Origin of the sequence: Promicromonospora sp. NPDC050262 (assembly GCF_040655935.1) — a bacterium.
Classification (GTDB): domain Bacteria; phylum Actinomycetota; class Actinomycetes; order Actinomycetales; family Cellulomonadaceae; genus Promicromonospora.
In genome coordinates this window covers 15624-31524 of sequence record NZ_JBFAKX010000015.1, presented here as the reverse complement: position 1 = coordinate 31524, position 15901 = coordinate 15624, and the positions used below count along the sequence as shown (strand labels likewise).

The following is a 15901-nucleotide window of genomic DNA, read 5'->3' as shown; positions in this document are numbered from 1 at the left end:
CCCGGGCCGGGGTCACCCCTCTGCCTGGTGAGGCTCGCGGCATACTGGCCGGATGAGTCCTTCGCGTCACCGGGCCCTGACCGACGAGCGCGAGGTCCTGGACGACGTCGCCAACGTGCTCGGGACAGAGGTCACCCTTCTCGGGCGCCTACCTGGAGGCGTCAACGGGGGTGCGGTACGCGTCCAGCTGGCCGGAAGGGCAGATGCGGTGCTCAAAGCGGTGCCCCGCGCACACCCCGGCCACCTGGACGAGACGTTGCGAGCCCAGAGAGTGGTCGAGCACATGCGTGGGCGCGGTTATCCCACCCCGGCATGGCTCGGGGTGGGGGCCACAGCCACGCATGTCTGGCACCTGACGGACTTCGTCGACGCCGCTCCCGCGCCAGAGCTGACCCCGTCCCTCGTCGAGCAGCTGATGGAGATCATCGAGCTCCAGGCCGGCCAGGCCTCCGAGCCGTACGACCACTGGTCGTACGCCTGGCGGGTCGCCACCGGCCAGGAATCGGATGTAGCCGGGCCGGATCTCGACGAGCCGCCGGAGCAGTCGCTTCTTCGCGAGTCCATTGCCAGGCTCTCGGGATATTCCTCCGAGGTGTCGGCCTTGATCGAGCGGCTGCGACTCGTGTGTGCCGACGTCCCGCCACCACGAGAAGCACCTGACATGGTCCATGCCGATCTCGCGACCCCCAGCAACATCCTGGTCCGTGACGGAGCGGTGGTGGCGGTCGTGGACATCGGGAACGCAGGTAGCGGCACGCGGGCGATCGATCTCACCGCACTCGGGTGGTACACCTTCCAGGACCCGCTGCTGGACGGCGTCCGAGGGCGTCTGTGGACGAGGATCCTCGACCTGGTCGGCTGGGAGGGGGCGGCGATGCTCGCCGCGGCACACATCCTGCACATGCTCGAGATCCCCATCCGTCACGGGCGCCACGATGCCGTTCCAGGGGTGGTCAGGCGGGGCCATCGCGCCCTCGACGAGCTGAACGCGCGCTAGATCGAAACGCCGATCCGGGTCCAGGTACCGTCTCAACCTGCGAGGGGTCCGGCGCGTGGATGAGGGCATGGAGACACTTTCGGGAGAGCCGGTCGAGGTCCGTGTGGCCGGCCGCACGCGGGACGAGGAGTTCGTCGCGTTCGTGGAGTCGGACGGCCCGTACCTGTTCAGGACGGCGTTCTTCCTGGTCGGCGAGCGGGCCCTGGCCGAGGATCTGGTCCAGGGCACCTTCGAACGTGTCTACCGGCACTGGGACAAGGCCCGGGACGGCGTCCCGCGTGCGTACGCGCGGAAGGTGCTGGTCAACCTCCGGACCGATGCGTGGCGACGGACGCGGCTGACCGACATCCCGGGTGACGACAACCTTCCGGCGGCTCACGCGGACGACCACGCCGCGCACGTTGCGCTCCGGGACGAGCTCGCCCGGGCGCTGGGGGCGCTCTCGCCGCAGCAGCGACGGGTCGTGGTTCTGCGACACGTCCTCGACCTGCCGGAGGAGCAGGTAGCCCGCGAGATCGGGCGCTCGGTCGGTACCGTCAAGGCCGCGAGCTCCCGCGGACTCGAACGGCTTCGCTCGCTCCTGACCACCGCTGCCCCGGAGACCGCGGACGAGCCGGTCTTCGACGGCCGCGAGACGCTGACCCGCAGCAAGGCCGCGGCGGCACGTCGGGCCCGCCGCAACGGTGCGCTCACCGGCGCGGCGGTGGTGGTGTGCGCGTTCATCGCGCTGGTCGCGCTCGGCCCGGTGGGGCTACCGGTCCTGGACGTCGTCGCGGACCCGGCTCACCGCTGGCTGGTGGAGACGTTCGACCTGCGCCCTGACACCTCCGACACCCGTCGTGACGACACCCCCGTCGAGGACGACGACGCGGTCCGGGGCGACGACGCGGTGGTCGGGCAGGACGCCGCCGTCGGGCTGGGCGACATCGACATCCCGGAGATGGCTGCCCCCGCCGTCGACTGCACCGGGCAGGATCTCGCGACGCCGGACGCAACCCGGACCATCCCCGTTCCCGCGGACGCCCCGACCGGCGACTACACGATCGTCCAGGCGCTCGACGCCGAGGACGCCCGCCCGGCGATCGAGTGCGTCGACTACATCACCGACCACTGGGTGGAGCTCGGAAGCCCTCCGGAGGTCATGGTCGGCTCCAGCATCGGGATCGACCCCAACGTCCCGTTCGCGGTTCGTCGCGACGGGACGCTGATCGCGTCCCTGGCCCAGCCCGACGTCGGACCCGGCTCCGAGCCGATCACCGCGCTGGCCCGGCCGGTCGTCGGGGAGGACGGTGAGTCCGTGCTGGAGCACTGGCAGCTCACCACCGGCGCGCCCGGCTCCGACAGGGAGCAGCGCAGCTACTCCGGGGTCGGCAGCCCCGTCCTTACCAACACGCACGTTGCGTGGGCCGAGGGGTTCCTCGAGGACAGGACCGCCGTGGTGAAGGCGCAGGGGCCTGATGGTGAGGTCCGCACGATCGCGACCTACGAGCCGGACCCTGACCGGCACCTCTGGAGGATCGCAACAGGCGGGCGAACGCTGGCGATCCTGTACATCACCAACGAAACTCCCGCCGACCCGGACCGGTGCGACGGGCGCGTCGACCTGGTCGACCTGGAGGCACCCCAGGCCGACATCGTTCGGGACGCAGTCACGGACGTGTGCGCAGTCTCCGACAGCGACGACGGTGTGGTCGTGTCACGCAACCCGGCTGACGGGCCCAGCACGATCGGGCTGCTCTCGGCCGGATCCGGACTACGCGACCTCGTGCGGCTCGACCAGAACACGGCGTGGAACCACTACGCGTACCTGTCCGGAGACACGCTGCTGTTCGAGTCAGGCGCCTGGATCGTGGCGGTCGACACGGACTCGCGCGAGGCCACCGTTGTCCGGGAGGACGCCGCGTGGACGGTCAGCGCGTTCGACGACGGCGTCCTCTGGGCCGACGGCGAGAACATCTACTTCCTGCGGGTCCAGCCCAGGGAGGGCGTCGCCGTGCCGGCCCTGACCATGCTCGGTCCCGGACCGGACGGTGACGGGGACGCGTGGCTGGACGTCGCCGGCGGTGGGCAGCGGGTCGTGTGGACCGAGCACGACAGTGCTGAGATGAAGAGCTTCCAGGACCAGGACTCGTGGAGCTACATGGACCTGCACCAGACCGTGGTGTACGTGCGGACGTCGTGGTGACGGCGGCCGTGGACGATCGGCAGTTCGCCGTGTGCCTGGCGGCTTCCCAGAGCTAGGCGGACGAGGACGGCGTGGCAGCTCGCGCCAGCCGGCTGGCCAGCTGATCGGCCAACGACCTCGCGCGCGCCAGCTCCTCGATGATCCGACGGACCGCGTAGTCCCCGCCGGGCACGAGGTACCCGGGGCCCTCCGGCCATGGACCCGTCGGCGTGGAGCGCGCGACGTCGAAAGCGGTGGCCGGGTCGTCGCGCCGGATGCCGCCGGCGTCGAGCAGCTCCATCGCGGCCTTCCACGCACGGTTCATGCCTCGGTCCCGTCGGTCGGTGGTCTCTTCCCCACCGTGGTCGCGGTGAGCACTGGTCCAGCGTCGCCGGGTGACGGCCGCCCCGCCAGGGACCAAAGTCCCGTTGCGTCCGGGCCGACGCCGCGACGTCCCGCACTAGGCTGAGCCGCATGCCCGACCGCGTGCTCAAGCTGCCCACCCTCGACGAGGTCGCGCAGCGGGCCGGGGTGTCGCGTTCGGTGGCGTCCCGGGCCATGAACAACGCCCGCAACGTGAGTCCGGCCAAGCGGGAGGCGGTCGCCCGGGCGGCGACCGAGCTCGGCTACGTCCCGAACGCGACGGCCCGCGCCCTGGCGACGAGCACGGGCGGGTCGGTGGTCTTCGCCGTCTCCGACGACGACCCGGCGCTGTTCGGCGACCCCTTCTTCTCGCAGGTGCTCGTCGGCGTGGCGGGGGCCCTGGACCGGTCGGAGCTGGACCTGACACTGATGCTCGCGTCGTCGGAGCGCGGTCAGGCCCGGCTCGACCGGCTGCTGCGGTCCCGGCGCTCCGACGGGTTGATGCTCATGGCCCTGCGCGGGGACGACCCGCTGAACCGGCTCGTGGCGGCGAGCGAGCTGCCGGTCGTGCTCGGTGGCCGGCCGTTGCGCGGCGAGGCCCGGTGGTACGTCGACGTCGACAACCGGGGCGGCGCCCGCCTCGCCACCGAGCACCTGCTCGGGTCCGGGCGCACCCGCATCGCCACCATCACCGGTCCGATGGATCTGCAGGCCTCCGTCGCCCGGTACGACGGGTTCGTCGACGCCATGGCGGTGGCTGGACGTGGTTCGGACATGGTCGAGCACGCCGACTTCAGCTTCGAGGGCGGTGCCCAGGCGATGGCGCGGCTGCTCGCCGTCCACCCCGACATCGACGGCGTCTTCGCCGCCTCCGACAACATGGCGGCCGGCGCCGTGCGCACCCTGAAGGCGCAGGGACGCCGCGTTCCCGACGACGTCGCGGTGGTCGGCTTCGACGACCTGGAGATCGCGCGCCACACGGAGCCGGCGCTCACCACCGTCAGCCAGCCGATCCGTGGCCTCGGCCAGGAGATGGCCACGATGCTGGTGCGCCTGATCGGTGGGGAGTCGCCGACCCCGGTCATCCTGCCGACACGCCTGGTCGTGCGGGGTTCGGCGCCCGGCGGGGTCTGACCCCGCGCCGGGCGAGGTCAGTACTGCGTGTACTTCACCCACTCGTAGGTCGCCGTCCGCTGGCCGGTGTAGTTGAACGGCCCGAGCCAGCCGTCGACGCCGGTACCCGGCCACAGGTTCATCATGATGCGCTGCGGACGCGTCGGGAGCGGCCCGCGCGAGCCGTTCTCCTGGTGGACGAGGCGCCCGTCGACGAACCAGTTGATCGTGCCGCCGTTCCACCACTCGATCGCGTAGTCGTGGTACCCGGCCGCGGCGTCGAAGCCGAGGTCGATGACCGCCTCGTGGCCGCCGACGCCGTTGGTGAAGTAGTTGGTCTGCATCTGCCGGGTGTTCTTGCCGAGGATCTCCACGTCGATCTCGTCCCACGGCTGGCCGTCGCCCGGCCCGGTGTAGGTGAAGAACGACGTGACGATGCCCGACCCGGACGCCGCCTTCATCCGTACCTCGAAGCGCCCGTAGGAGTACAGCTCGTTGCTGCGGTACTCCCCGGAGGCGTACGGCCTGCCGGAGCAGCCGCCCGGGCAGGAGGCGTTGTCCAGGTTCAGGCCCAGGACGCCGCCGTTGTGCCAGACGTGGTCGGCCCGCCAGCCCGCGTTGAACATGCCGCCGTTGGTCCACCCGTCGGCCTTGTGCCAGCGCCCGGTGTTGTAGGTGTCGAGGTTGTCGGTGAAGCTGCCGCCGACCGCGGCGGCAGGGGGTGTCAGACCCGGTGTCGCCGAGAGGCCGAGCAGCAGGCCGAGGGCCAGGGCCGGGGCCAGGCCCAGGAGCCGGCGGCGGGAGGGGGAGCGGTGCTGTGTCGTCGTTGATCGCATGCGTGCCTCCGTTGGTACTCGTGGTGGGTGGTGCCTGGCTGGTGGTGGCCGGGGTGCCGTCGGTGGCGGACGCCGTCGGTCGCGGACGCCGTCAGCGGTGGGCGCCGAGCGGCGGCTGGGCGAGCTCGATGAGCTCTCGTGCCTGCTCGGGGAACCACTGGCCGGCGGGCGGGTCGACCATGCCGCGCTCGGGGTCCTCCGGTCCGCCGAGGCCGCGGAAGCACTCGCCGTCGGACTCGCCGGGAATCTTGATCCACAGCAGGGCGTCGACGAGCTCGTTGCCGGTGTCGGTCGTGGGCCGCAGGCCCAGTCCGCGGTCGGGCGGGTTGCACCACGTCTCGGCGTCGGGATAGACCCCCGCGGGCGCGGCCCAGGCGCCCCGGCCGTTGCGGCTGGTGTCGACGACGAAGTGCGTGGTGGGCTCGACGTCGCCCAGCACCAGCTCGTAGCGCGAGTCGATGCCCGCGGTGTTCAGGGCCGGGTCTGCCGCCGTCGGGCTCCAGACGCCCTGGTTGGACAGGGTCACGCCGGTCCAGTCGTTCGCCGGGCCGCCGCTCCAGTACTGGTTGCCGCAACTGGCGTAGTCGCCGGGCGAGACCTGCGTGACGTAGGCGATGCACTGGGAGATCCAGGTGCCGTAGGCGACGCTGTTCTCGGTGAACTCGTAGTTGGACACGTTCAGGAAGAACCCGTCCGCGCGCTCGACGCCGGCCTTGACGAGCCGGTCGGCGGACTCACCGACGTTGAGCCAGGACGCGCCCGTGCCGTCCAGGTACACGACGGCGTTCGGCAGCTCCTGCAGGCGGTCGACCGCGTAGTTGAGCATCTCGAAGCGCTCCGCCGCGGCGTCCCTGCCGCTGGTCTCGGGGTCGTACTCCGGCGGCCGGCAGTTCTCGAGCTGCCCGTCCAGCGTCGTGTACCAGGGGATGACGCCGAGCCCGTCCGGTTCGAGGACGACGGCGACCTCCTCGCGGCCGATACCGGAAGCGAAGCCGTCGATCCACGCCTTGTACTCCTCGACATCGCGGGCGCCGCCGGCCGAGTAGAGCGCACAGTCGCGGAACGGGATGTTGTACGCGACCAGCACGGGGACCTTGGTGCCGGTGCGCTTGACCAGCTTGTGGACGTCCTTCCTTACCTCGGCGGGGCTGCCGTCCGTGAACCAGGTGGAGCTGGGGATCGTGCTGAGCAGGAGCGCGTCCCGCTTCGCTTGCCCGCGCAGGGCGTGCGCCGCCTCCTTCGTGGAGCTCTGGGGGTTGTCGTAGAGCTTGGTGCCGGGGCCGAGGACGTCGTTGGCTGCCCAGGCTGGGGTGGCGCCTCCGTAGAGGAGGGCGGTGCCGCCGAACAGGGCGGTGCCGAGCGCGCACGCGGTGAGCGCGGCCAGGAGCCGGCGCAGTCGTTTCATGAGGGTTCTCCCAAGGTCTCTGCGAACGCGTCATTGCGTGTTCGTCGCGGTGCTGCATGGGACGTGCACAGAACTGGAATATTGTGGAAGCGCTCCCAGTTTGACCATGGTGTTGGGAGGTGGGGGAGCGTGTCAAGGGTTGCCGGGCCGACTGGCTCGGCGACGTGCGGACTCGCTACCGTTCCGGCCGTGACCACTGATCCAGAGATCTCGCTAGCAGCCAAGACCGAGCTGCTTGCCATGGCGCTCCGCGAGGCCCGGGAGGGTGACTGGACGGTCACCGAGCCCGGTTTCGTTCGCGGCCCGGGTTCGACGGCCGTCGCGATCCGGCCTGATGACTCCGGGACACCGTCGCACCTGGACCTGGAGTTCATCCTGAACGTCGACCGACGCAAGGAGACCGCGATCGTGGACTGCGTGACGGGAGTCGCGAAGGACCCGTCCGATGCCGTCCGGCATGCGATCTTCCAGTGGTTGCAGACGACCGGCGCGGCTGTCTTCGAGCTGTTCGAGCGGCGGGGCGAGGCCGCCGGCCACTTCCCCCACGACGACCCGTTCGGCGTCCCGGGCTGGCACACCATCGGTGGGAACACTCTGGGGTGGGGCTACGGAGCGACAGACCTCGCTGTGCGCGACTGGATGGTGGCCAACCCGCAAGGCCGGTAGCGAGCGGCACGCCAGCGAGGACGCGCGGACCGTGAACCGAGGTGCCCCCGGCCCGCGGGTTGTAGTGGCACGCCCAGCTATCGACCATTCCATCAGTCCAGGGCCGGAACCGCCTTCAGCCGAACGGGCCGAATCGAGCAAAATGCATTGAGGAAGTCGGTCCCGGAGCGTCGTCCTGAGGGGTGCACTGCGGGTGATCTTGCAGGTGAACTACGCATGGGGGATGACACAGAGCCGCGCCACACCTACCGTCTAGCCCTATATCGCGCGAGAGTGCCGGCGACGAAGGATGGGCCACCCGTGGACTACTTGTACGAGAACTTGACGCCAGATCAGTTTCAGTACCTAGCGCAGTCCATGATGCTGCACCGCTACCCCGACCTTCAGTGCTATCCAATTGGGCAGCCTGATGGCGGCAGGGACGGCTACTCGTCGTCGAGCAGCACTGTCCTTCAAGTGAAGTTCAAGAGGCGCGATGAGGAGTCGAGCGCAGATTGGATGATCACAGCGCTCGAGGGCGAACTGCCGAAGATCGAGAATCTGATCTCGAGGGGCGCGAAGCAGTACATCATGGTGACCAATGCTCGTGGCACGGCGCATTTGGACCGCGGCTCAGTGGATCGGGTGAAGACATGGATCGATGACCACATAACTGTGCCGACGGAAGTCCTGTGGCGTGATGACGTTAGCAGACGCTTGGAAACGATGACCGCTCTAGCATTGCAGTATCCTGCGATGCTCAAGTTTACAGATGGTCTTAGTGCCCTAATATCCGGAATATTTGACGCAGAGGCTAATCGTCGGATAGACACCTTGCGGCGGTTCGTGCAACATCAGCAGCAACAGGACCGGAAAGTCAAACTACAGCAAGTCCAGGATGTGCAACTCGACAGTGATCTAGGGTCCATATTCGTGGACATTCCATTGGGCATACCGCGGGAAATTTTGGACTCAGAGAATGATCGGCGAGGTTACTGTCTCCGCAAAGCTGTCACTGCACTCGCAGACACTGAGGTTGCACGGGCGCACGATCGTGTGGCGATCCGTGATGGATTCAGCAAGGCGCAGAAACCCCCAGTAGTGGTAGATGCAGGCGCCTTGCTGATGTTCCCGGAGGTGCAGGCGGGTGTGACCCGCATTCTGCTTCATGGTGCGCCAGGCCAAGGCAAGTCCACGCTCGCACAGTATGTCTGTCAGGAGCACCGAACCGGCTGGCTCAAAACGTTTGCGGCATCTGGAGCTTCCCCTCTTCCGCCGAGCGGGCATAGTGGGCTTCGCCTCCCTGTCCGAGTCGACCTGACTCAGATGGGCGCTTTTCTCGCGGATGGGACGTTGTTTGGCACGCCGCCGGCTTCGGTGCGCAGTATGGAGACATTCCTAGCGAAATTCGTCGAACACTCGACGGGTGGCAATTCATTCAGCACCGATGATGTCTCATGGATGCTGCGCTCACTGCCTGTGCTCCTGTTCCTCGATGGACTCGACGAGGTGGCAGACCTAAAAAGCCGTCAGCAAGTAGTGGACGCGATTGCCGAAGGCCTTGCTCGTTGCCCCGAGAATGGCGATATTCAGGTGGTTGCCACTTCCCGCCCATCAATTTTTGGTGCAACCGCAGACTTTACTCAGCATGAGTTTCTTACGCTTGAACTCCAGCCACTAAGCGCTGTGCACATTGACCAACTTGCGAAGCGCTGGATGGATGCTAGGAAGAAGTTCGGTGATGGCCGCAGAGAATTCACCCTTCTTCTCGATGAGAAACTCGAGCAGCCGCACATAAAAGACCTCGTTCGTAGCCCTATGCAATTGACAATTATTCTCAGTCTCATTGACATGAACGGGACGATGCTGCCGGATGGCCGCACTGACCTCTATGAGAAGTATCTAGAACAAGTAATGGTTCGAGAGGGTAACAAATCGAAAGTCGTGGCCGAGCACCGAGATATCCTTGTGGACTTTCTCAGCGGGTTGGCATGGGATATGCAACTTGCAGCCGAGGTCGAACTAGATAACGGTAGTCTTACCCTGTCCGACCTGCAAGAGAAGGCTGCATTATTTCTTGCAGAGCGCAACGAGCCAGGTGAGTTGGTGCCTGTGATTTTTACTGGCAGTGAGCGCATGTACGTATTGGTTGCACGCCTGCAGGAGCGGTATGAATTCGAAGTGCTGCCATTGCAGGAGTTCTTATGCGCAAGGCATCTCCATCGTACGAAGCCGGTGAGGGAATCCTGGGATCCGGAACCAAGCGGTGATCTGGTTCGCCGATTCGTCACGGTTACTGCTAACCCGCGGTGGCTTAACGTCGCCCGATTCCTTGTGGGGATGTATGAACCGGGAGAACTAGCGGGGATCTCGTTTGGTCTCAAGGACCTGCTTGTCGAAGGCAGCCCTGCGGCCAGAATCCAAGCTAGGGCGGTCGGGCAGATGGTCCTTGCTGATCGCATATTTAGGAATAGACGCAGCTACCAGGAAGAAGTCGCCGCGCTCGCCTACGATTGGATTGGAGCGCACCTAGCGCACCGGACCGGAGTCTACGCGGGGCCGGCGCACATGTTCTCCGACGTTGCGGGTGAGGTGGTGGGTGCTTCTCTTGTTGCACTGATCGACGACGCTCCGAGCCCGATACATTTCTGGCCGCTTGCAAATATCTTGCGTAGGATCGGGCATCCAGGCGTCTTGAAGGTGCTAATAGAGCGCGCTGAGAGCAGCCGCGGTCGGGACCGCACGGATTGGCTGTGGCTGCTCTCTCTGGTTGGGATGCCAGATGATCCCGAGGTTCTTGAGAGCGTGATCGAATTAGTTAGTTCTGACAGTCCCGGCGAAGAAGAACTCAGTCGCCGTGTCGGCTGGATGATGAGAGTTCGGTCTGGTGACCTCGGGCTCCCGGCCGATCTGTTGGAACTATACGTCAATGAAATACTGGACAACGGGGTCGGTGTTGTCAAGTATCGACCGGATTCATGGCTTGAGTTCTTTGAAACTGTTGCTGGGTGGACGGAAGGGTATCGCTACCGAACGCTGTCCCAGGCCGTAGTCTCCAAGATTTCCGATTGGGTTACGCCCGATGATGTTGACAGTGGTGACTCCGTGCTAAACGCATTTGCGCGGGCAGTAGCTCGCCGATGGGTAGACGCTGATGAGCTTCCTCGCGAACGCTGGATGGTGATTGGCGCGGCGGCGATTTCGGAGGCGTTTCCGGGCCGCTGGCTACCCTACTTGACCGCTATTCAGTGTGCACGTGACTTGGCTAGGTTCGAATGGTTTGATACGGAACTCGGCAAGCCAGGATTAGAACTCGCCGCGGTCGCACGCGACGGTTTCTCGGATGAAGGACCCGAAATAGAATGGTGGAGATCAGAATTCCGCTTTGCGGACGATCCACTCCGGCGCCGTTTCGCTTTGCTTTTAGCCCTTACTGCGGGCAAGATTGAGATACTTATTGAACTTGCGGACGACGTGGATGCGGTGGTTAAGGACCTTTCCGCGGCTGAATTTGATCAGTTCTGGGGCGATATGCATCGGTTCCGCGAGGGGAACATGGAAGCGGCCGACATTGCACCTGCTCATGTCTTTTGTGGGGATGCTGCGGTTCTGGTTGGCGGCTGTCTCGGAGTGGACCCTGGTGAATTTCTGCGCCTCGATCCATCTTCAAGTGAACGGTTGGCGGAGTGGCATGCTGTAGAGGATTGGTATCACAAGGTCCGTGCCGACGTGGAATGGGACGACGTCCAAAGGGTCCGTGATTGGCTCGATCTAGTGAATTCACGGCCCCGCGGCGCCTCTGATCGGAACGTCGAACCTACCGCTGTGTTTCGCGACAAACTTTCGGCAGAGACTGCGGCAATGCTCCTGCAAGACGGTGCGCATTTGCAGTCTGAGGTGATCGAAACGTGCATTGATATCGTTATGCGCGCATACTCTCCTGAGCCGGTAAGGAATGTAGTTGAGCGAGAGGAATGGAAGTTTGTGTTGTGACAGCCGTTGTCTAGGCTGTGGCATGAGCGTATCCTTCGTCGCCCTCGATGCCACGTGCCTGGGGGAAGGGGTGCATGGTGCCGGTCTCTGTGGGGCTCGTGGCTCCTGCGGATCAACGGCGACCTAGTCACAAGGCCAAGATTCAATGGGAGCGGAAATCAGCCGACCAGAGGAACTTCGAACGCGACCGGTCCTTCATCGGTGCGGCACGCTGGTCCCTTGGGCGTAAAGAAGCGGGGCATCCAGTAAAGCAACTTTTCCCGGCAGCTCTGGTGACTCTCGGTGCCAGCGGATGTCCCGGGCAGTGGCCGGCATGCGGGTCGCCGTGTTCGCCATTAGAGGCCGGTTTTCTGGTGCCTGTTCAGTTCGCTCGGCTCCAACCGGTTGCTGGTGTGCTAACCGCAGCCGGTATAGTTCGAGAAGTCGTTAGCGCGGTATTCCGACCGTCTCGGCGGCCCGGGCTGCCGAGACCAGGATCGTCAACGGCGCACGTCGGCAAAGCCTGAGTATTCATCTTCGGCTCTCGTTCGATAGCGGTGAATTATAGGTAGGTCTGCCCCCGCCAAGTGCTTCCTGTTGCCTTGCCCGACGGAGGAGTACAGGGCAGTGGTAGTTGCCCCACTCCCGTTCAGCCCAGGTGTTCCACATCGGACTCGAACGTGCCGGTCGGACGACGCACGCCGTCGGACCAGGTGTACCTGGCTTGCCAGCGGCTCGATCTGTGCCGCCGGATGGTTGCGGTGGGCGCGACGGGTGCTGCGGCGGGGACGCTTGGTCATGCTTCGAGGTGTGCGCGGCTCCCTGGAGGGAGTGCCCTGTGGATCGGGTGAAGCGGGCACGGGGACTCCGGCTCGTGGCCCTGCTGCGAGCGACTTAGGGCCATTTAGGGCCAGCCAACACCGCTTCCAGCCCTCCAGAATGCACGAAGCCCAGGTCAGAAACAGTCTCTGACCTGGGCTTCCGCACTCTGAGCGGGCGACGGGAATCGAACCCGCGTAATTAGTTTGGAAGACTAAGGCTCTACCATTGAGCTACGCCCGCAAGCCCGCGCTCGAAGCACGGTGCGGGCGTTACCTTAGCAAACCTCACGCCCTGCCAGCGGCTCCGCCCGCGTGGCGGCGCCCCGGTGTGGCGCACGTCGCGGCCGGCTCGCGAGCCGCCTCAGGAAGGCCGCGTCCCCTCCGGCGCCTCCTGGCCGACGTCGGTCCAAACCTCCGTCATCTCCACGATGAGGCCGTCCCGCACGGTGATGAACGTCGCCACCTCGAAGTGCTGCACCACGCCGTCGGCCACACCCGTCACGTGCGCACGGCCGACCGCACGCTCGCCCTCCGCCACGCAGTCCTCGAGCCGGAGATTCTGGAAGCCCGGGTACTCCGCGTTGAGCCGCACCCACGCGTCGGCGTCGTAGGTCTCGCCCGTGTGCACGTAATGGCAGGCGAAGGCCGGATCGAGCAGGGTCGGCAGGTCGTCCCACCGGTGCCCGTCGATGACCTCCGCGAGCCGCTCCATGACCTCATGTGCTGACATCGCTGACATCGACGCAGCATCCCACACCATCACCCCACCACCTCAAGCCCGACTGCCCGGAACGCCTCCAGTGCCGTCCGCACGGCCAGCCGCTCCGCATGATCGGGCCGCAGGATCGCCACGATCCACCGGGCCGCGTCCATCCCGTGCACCGGTCGCAGCATCAGCCCAGCACCAGGCGCCGTCGAGTACCGAGGCAGCACCGCCACCCGGTCGCTCGCCGCCACGAGCGCCTCGATGAGCCGGTTGTCCCGCAGCCGCTGCGCCACCCGGACGGGCCGGCCCGCCGTCGTCTCGACGGCGATGCGCAGCCCGTCGAAGGGATACCCGAGCGGCACGCCGTACCACTCGTACGCGACCAGATCCCGCGCGGTGACCTGCGACTTCGCGGCAAGCGGATGGCCCGCCCGCAGCGCGATGTCCAGCGGCTCGCGCAGGAGAGGCTCGGTCACCAGGTGCGAGGCGCCGTCCGGCACGGGCCCGGTGAAGCTGTGGCCGATGACGATGTCGTGGTCCGCGACCATCCCGGAGTACTCCGACTCGGCGATGTCCAGGTCGGTGCACTCCAGCTTCACCCCCGTCGAGGCGAGCCGCTCCAGCACACCCGGCAGCAGCACCGTCGCCGCGCTCGGCAGCGTCGCCACGCGCACCGTGCCCGACGCCGAACCCATGAACTCGTCCCACCGCGCCTGCACCTGGGCGACGGTCCGGGAGAGCTCACGACCGCCGTCGGCCAGGAGGCGGCCCGCCTCCGTGAGGCGGAGGCCCCGGCCGTGCGGCTCGACGAGCGGGACGCCCTTCAGCTCGCGTTGTGCGGTGCGGAGCTGCTGCGACACGGCCGACGGCGTCCGGTGGGTCGCCTGGGCCACGGCCGTGACCGTTCCGCGGTCGGCGAGCTCGCGCAGCAGATCGAGGTGACGCGGATCCACGCGCGACAGGTCATTCATGTAGCCAGCCTACAAGGATGCGTAGAACATTTCGCTTGTCCTTCAGGACCACGAGCGCGAGGCTCGGGTCATGCCGATCTCCCACCGCCTGCTCGCCGTGTCCGTCGCGGTGATGTGGGGACTCAACTTCATCGCGATCCACGCGTCGCTGGAACAGTTCCCGCCGTTCCTGCTCGCGGCGCTGCGGTTCGCGGTCATCGCCGTCCCCACGATCCTGCTGGTGCCGCGCCCGAAGGTGCCGGTGCGGTGGCTGCTGGGCTACGGGATCGGGTTCGGCACCCTCCAGTTCCTGTTCCTCTACTGGGGCATGGCCGTGGGCATGCCGACGGGCCTCGCGTCGCTGGTGCTGCAGTCGTCGGCGCCGTTCACGGTGCTGCTGGGCGCGGTGGCGTTCCGGGACCGGGTGTCCGCGCGGCAGGTCGTGGGCCTCTCCGTCGCGACCCTCGGGCTCGCCGTCGTGGGCTGGTCCCAGGCGGCGGCCGCGGCGTTCGGGCCGTTCCTGCTGGTGCTGGCCGGCGGCTTCGGATGGGCGATCGGCAACGTGTCCAGCGCCCGCGCCAAGGCGCCCAACCCGCTGCACCTGACCCTGTGGATGTCCGTGGTGCCGCCGATCCCGATGCTGGCGCTGTCGCTGGTCATCGAGGGGCCGGAGGCCATCAGCAAGGCGTTCGTCCCGGGTCCCCAGATGCTCCCCGCACTCCTGGGCCTCGCCTACACGGTGCTGATCGGCACGCTGGCCGGCTCCGGCATCTGGACCTGGCTCATGGCCCGGCATCCCGCCGGCGTCGTCGCGCCGTTCTCCATGCTGGTGCCCGTGGTGGGCCTGACGGCGTCGGCGCTGATGCTCGGCGAGGCGATCGGGATGTGGACGGCGGTGGGCGCGGCGCTCGTGATCGCCGGAGTGCTGTGGGGTGCGCGACGCCGGACCGCGCCGCCGCGCATCCCAGAGCCCCGCACCCCAGAGCTGGTCAGCCCTTCACCGACCCCGACGCCAGCCCGGCCACGTAGTACCGCTGGAGCGCCACGTACAAGATGACGCACGGGATCATCGCGATGACCGACCCTGCCGCCAGCAGACCGAAGTTGACCTGCCCGTACGCCCCCTGCTGCAGGTTCACCAGCGAGACGGGCAGCGTGTAGAGGCTCGAGTCGGTCAGGAACGTCAGCGCCCCGAGGAACTCCGTCCACGACGCGAGGAACGCGTACAGCGCCGCAGTCGCCGTCCCGGGCACGACCAGCGGCCGCAGCACCGACACGAGGATCCGGAGGGTCCCCGCGCCGTCCACGTGGGCGGAGTCCTCGAGCTCCGCCGGGACGGCGGCGAACGTGTTGCGCATGACGAAGATGCCGAACGGCAGGTTCACCGTCGTGTAGAACAGCACGAGCCCGAGCAGGCTGTCCGTGAGCCCCATGACGTTCATCTGCAGGTAGAGCGGGGTGAGGATCGCCTGGAACGGGATCATCAGCGTGACCAGCACCAGCCCGAACAGCACCGTGCGGCCCCGGAAGGGGAACCGCGCGAACCCGTACCCGGCGAGGGTGGCGAGCACCGCCGTGAGCACCGCCGTCGAGACGGACACGATCGCCGAGTTGAGGATGCCGCGCCAGACCTCCGGCTGGTCGATCACGGCCTGGAAGTTGACCCAGGACAGGTCGAAGAACCGGTCGTCGGGGGCGGCGACGATCACGTCGCCCGGCTGACCGGCCCGCACGAACGCGACCACGAGCGGCACCAGGAAGACCAGCGCGGCCAGCGTGCCGCCCACGACGTAGAGCGTCCGCTTGACCCGGGTGTCCCGCTCGGGCCCGGACGGGCGGGAGCCCGGCCCGGGAGCGCCGGAACCAGAAGGACGGCGGACGGCGGCGGCAGCGCGCCGCGGCGCCGGGGACTCGGTGACGGTAGCCATG

Annotated in this window: 12 protein-coding genes and 1 tRNA gene; 6 read left to right on the top strand and 7 right to left on the bottom strand. The window is 67.0% G+C overall.

Annotated elements, in window-relative coordinates; all coding sequences use genetic code 11:
* The first annotated feature begins 52 nt into the window (after nucleotides 1-52).
* Entirely contained in the window at nucleotides 53-997 is a 945-nt protein-coding gene (locus AB0I29_RS20680; RefSeq protein WP_357485149.1) for a phosphotransferase, read from the top strand.
* A gap of 67 nt (nucleotides 998-1064) precedes the next feature.
* Nucleotides 1065-3182, top strand: coding sequence for a SigE family RNA polymerase sigma factor (locus AB0I29_RS20675; protein ID WP_357485145.1), 2118 nt, complete (start codon nucleotides 1065-1067; stop codon nucleotides 3180-3182).
* A 52-nt stretch (nucleotides 3183-3234) separates the two neighbouring features.
* Here the strand turns inward: AB0I29_RS20675 and AB0I29_RS20670 are convergent, their stop codons facing one another.
* On the bottom strand, nucleotides 3235-3486 hold the full coding sequence (locus AB0I29_RS20670; protein WP_357485142.1) for a hypothetical protein: 252 nt from the start codon (nucleotides 3484-3486) through the stop codon (nucleotides 3235-3237).
* 149 nt (nucleotides 3487-3635) lie between these two features.
* Here AB0I29_RS20670 and AB0I29_RS20665 point away from each other — a divergent pair, with 149 nt between their 5' ends.
* On the top strand, nucleotides 3636-4658 hold the full coding sequence (locus AB0I29_RS20665) for a LacI family DNA-binding transcriptional regulator (protein ID WP_357485138.1): 1023 nt from the start codon (nucleotides 3636-3638) through the stop codon (nucleotides 4656-4658).
* A 17-nt stretch (nucleotides 4659-4675) separates the two neighbouring features.
* Here the strand turns inward: AB0I29_RS20665 and AB0I29_RS20660 are convergent, their stop codons facing one another.
* Nucleotides 4676-5473: a glycoside hydrolase family 16 protein gene (locus AB0I29_RS20660; protein ID WP_357485134.1), complete on the bottom strand. Its 798-nt coding sequence runs from the start codon at nucleotides 5471-5473 to the stop codon at nucleotides 4676-4678.
* Between the two features lie 91 nt (nucleotides 5474-5564).
* On the bottom strand, nucleotides 5565-6878 hold the full coding sequence (locus AB0I29_RS20655; protein WP_357485131.1) for a glycoside hydrolase family 6 protein: 1314 nt from the start codon (nucleotides 6876-6878) through the stop codon (nucleotides 5565-5567).
* 189 nt (nucleotides 6879-7067) lie between these two features.
* Here AB0I29_RS20655 and AB0I29_RS20650 point away from each other — a divergent pair, with 189 nt between their 5' ends.
* Together AB0I29_RS20650 and AB0I29_RS20645 are read left to right on the top strand one after the other, a co-directional pair.
* Nucleotides 7068-7544: a DUF6348 family protein gene (locus tag AB0I29_RS20650; protein ID WP_357485128.1), complete on the top strand. Its 477-nt coding sequence runs from the start codon at nucleotides 7068-7070 to the stop codon at nucleotides 7542-7544.
* Nucleotides 7545-7844: 300 nt separating this feature from the next.
* A complete protein-coding gene (locus AB0I29_RS20645) occupies nucleotides 7845-11516 on the top strand; it encodes a hypothetical protein (protein WP_357485125.1) in 3672 nt (1223 codons plus the stop codon).
* 970 nt (nucleotides 11517-12486) lie between these two features.
* On the opposite strand, the gene AB0I29_RS20640 is transcribed toward AB0I29_RS20645, so the two are convergent.
* The 3 genes from AB0I29_RS20640 to AB0I29_RS20630 form a co-directional block, all read right to left on the bottom strand.
* Nucleotides 12487-12557 (bottom strand) — tRNA-Gly (locus AB0I29_RS20640).
* Between the two features lie 120 nt (nucleotides 12558-12677).
* A complete protein-coding gene (locus AB0I29_RS20635; protein ID WP_357485121.1) occupies nucleotides 12678-13046 on the bottom strand; it encodes a nuclear transport factor 2 family protein in 369 nt (122 codons plus the stop codon).
* Between the two features lie 29 nt (nucleotides 13047-13075).
* Complete coding sequence (locus tag AB0I29_RS20630) at nucleotides 13076-13993, bottom strand: LysR family transcriptional regulator (RefSeq protein WP_357485116.1); 918 nt, start codon at nucleotides 13991-13993, stop codon at nucleotides 13076-13078.
* A gap of 70 nt (nucleotides 13994-14063) precedes the next feature.
* On the opposite strand from AB0I29_RS20630, the gene AB0I29_RS20625 reads away from it, so the two are divergent.
* Nucleotides 14064-15029, top strand: a complete 966-nt coding sequence (locus tag AB0I29_RS20625) for an EamA family transporter (protein WP_357485111.1) — start codon at nucleotides 14064-14066, stop codon at nucleotides 15027-15029.
* On the opposite strand, the gene AB0I29_RS20620 is transcribed toward AB0I29_RS20625, so the two are convergent.
* The gene (locus AB0I29_RS20620) at nucleotides 14962-15900 is read right to left on the bottom strand and encodes a carbohydrate ABC transporter permease (protein WP_357485107.1); all 939 of its coding nucleotides are present in this window, start codon (nucleotides 15898-15900) and stop codon (nucleotides 14962-14964) included. The two genes, AB0I29_RS20625 and AB0I29_RS20620, sit on opposite strands and share 68 nt — an antisense overlap.
* Nucleotide 15901: the final 1 nt, after the last annotated feature.

Excerpts from the sequence above, each read along its gene's own strand:
- AB0I29_RS20635 (WP_357485121.1), bottom strand. The coding sequence starts at position 13,046 with ATGTCAGCACATGAGGTCATGGAGCGGCTCGCGGAGGTCATCGACGGG.
- AB0I29_RS20625 (WP_357485111.1), top strand. The coding sequence starts at position 14,064 with ATGCCGATCTCCCACCGCCTGCTCGCCGTGTCCGTCGCGGTGATGTGG.
- AB0I29_RS20660 (WP_357485134.1), bottom strand. The coding sequence starts at position 5,473 with ATGCGATCAACGACGACACAGCACCGCTCCCCCTCCCGCCGCCGGCTC.
- AB0I29_RS20620 (WP_357485107.1), bottom strand. The coding sequence starts at position 15,900 with ATGGCTACCGTCACCGAGTCCCCGGCGCCGCGGCGCGCTGCCGCCGCC.
- AB0I29_RS20670 (WP_357485142.1), bottom strand. The coding sequence starts at position 3,486 with ATGAACCGTGCGTGGAAGGCCGCGATGGAGCTGCTCGACGCCGGCGGC.
- AB0I29_RS20655 (WP_357485131.1), bottom strand. The coding sequence starts at position 6,878 with ATGAAACGACTGCGCCGGCTCCTGGCCGCGCTCACCGCGTGCGCGCTC.
- AB0I29_RS20665 (WP_357485138.1), top strand. The coding sequence starts at position 3,636 with ATGCCCGACCGCGTGCTCAAGCTGCCCACCCTCGACGAGGTCGCGCAG.
- AB0I29_RS20680 (WP_357485149.1), top strand. The coding sequence starts at position 53 with ATGAGTCCTTCGCGTCACCGGGCCCTGACCGACGAGCGCGAGGTCCTG.
- AB0I29_RS20675 (WP_357485145.1), top strand. The coding sequence starts at position 1,065 with ATGGAGACACTTTCGGGAGAGCCGGTCGAGGTCCGTGTGGCCGGCCGC.
- AB0I29_RS20630 (WP_357485116.1), bottom strand. The coding sequence starts at position 13,993 with ATGAATGACCTGTCGCGCGTGGATCCGCGTCACCTCGATCTGCTGCGC.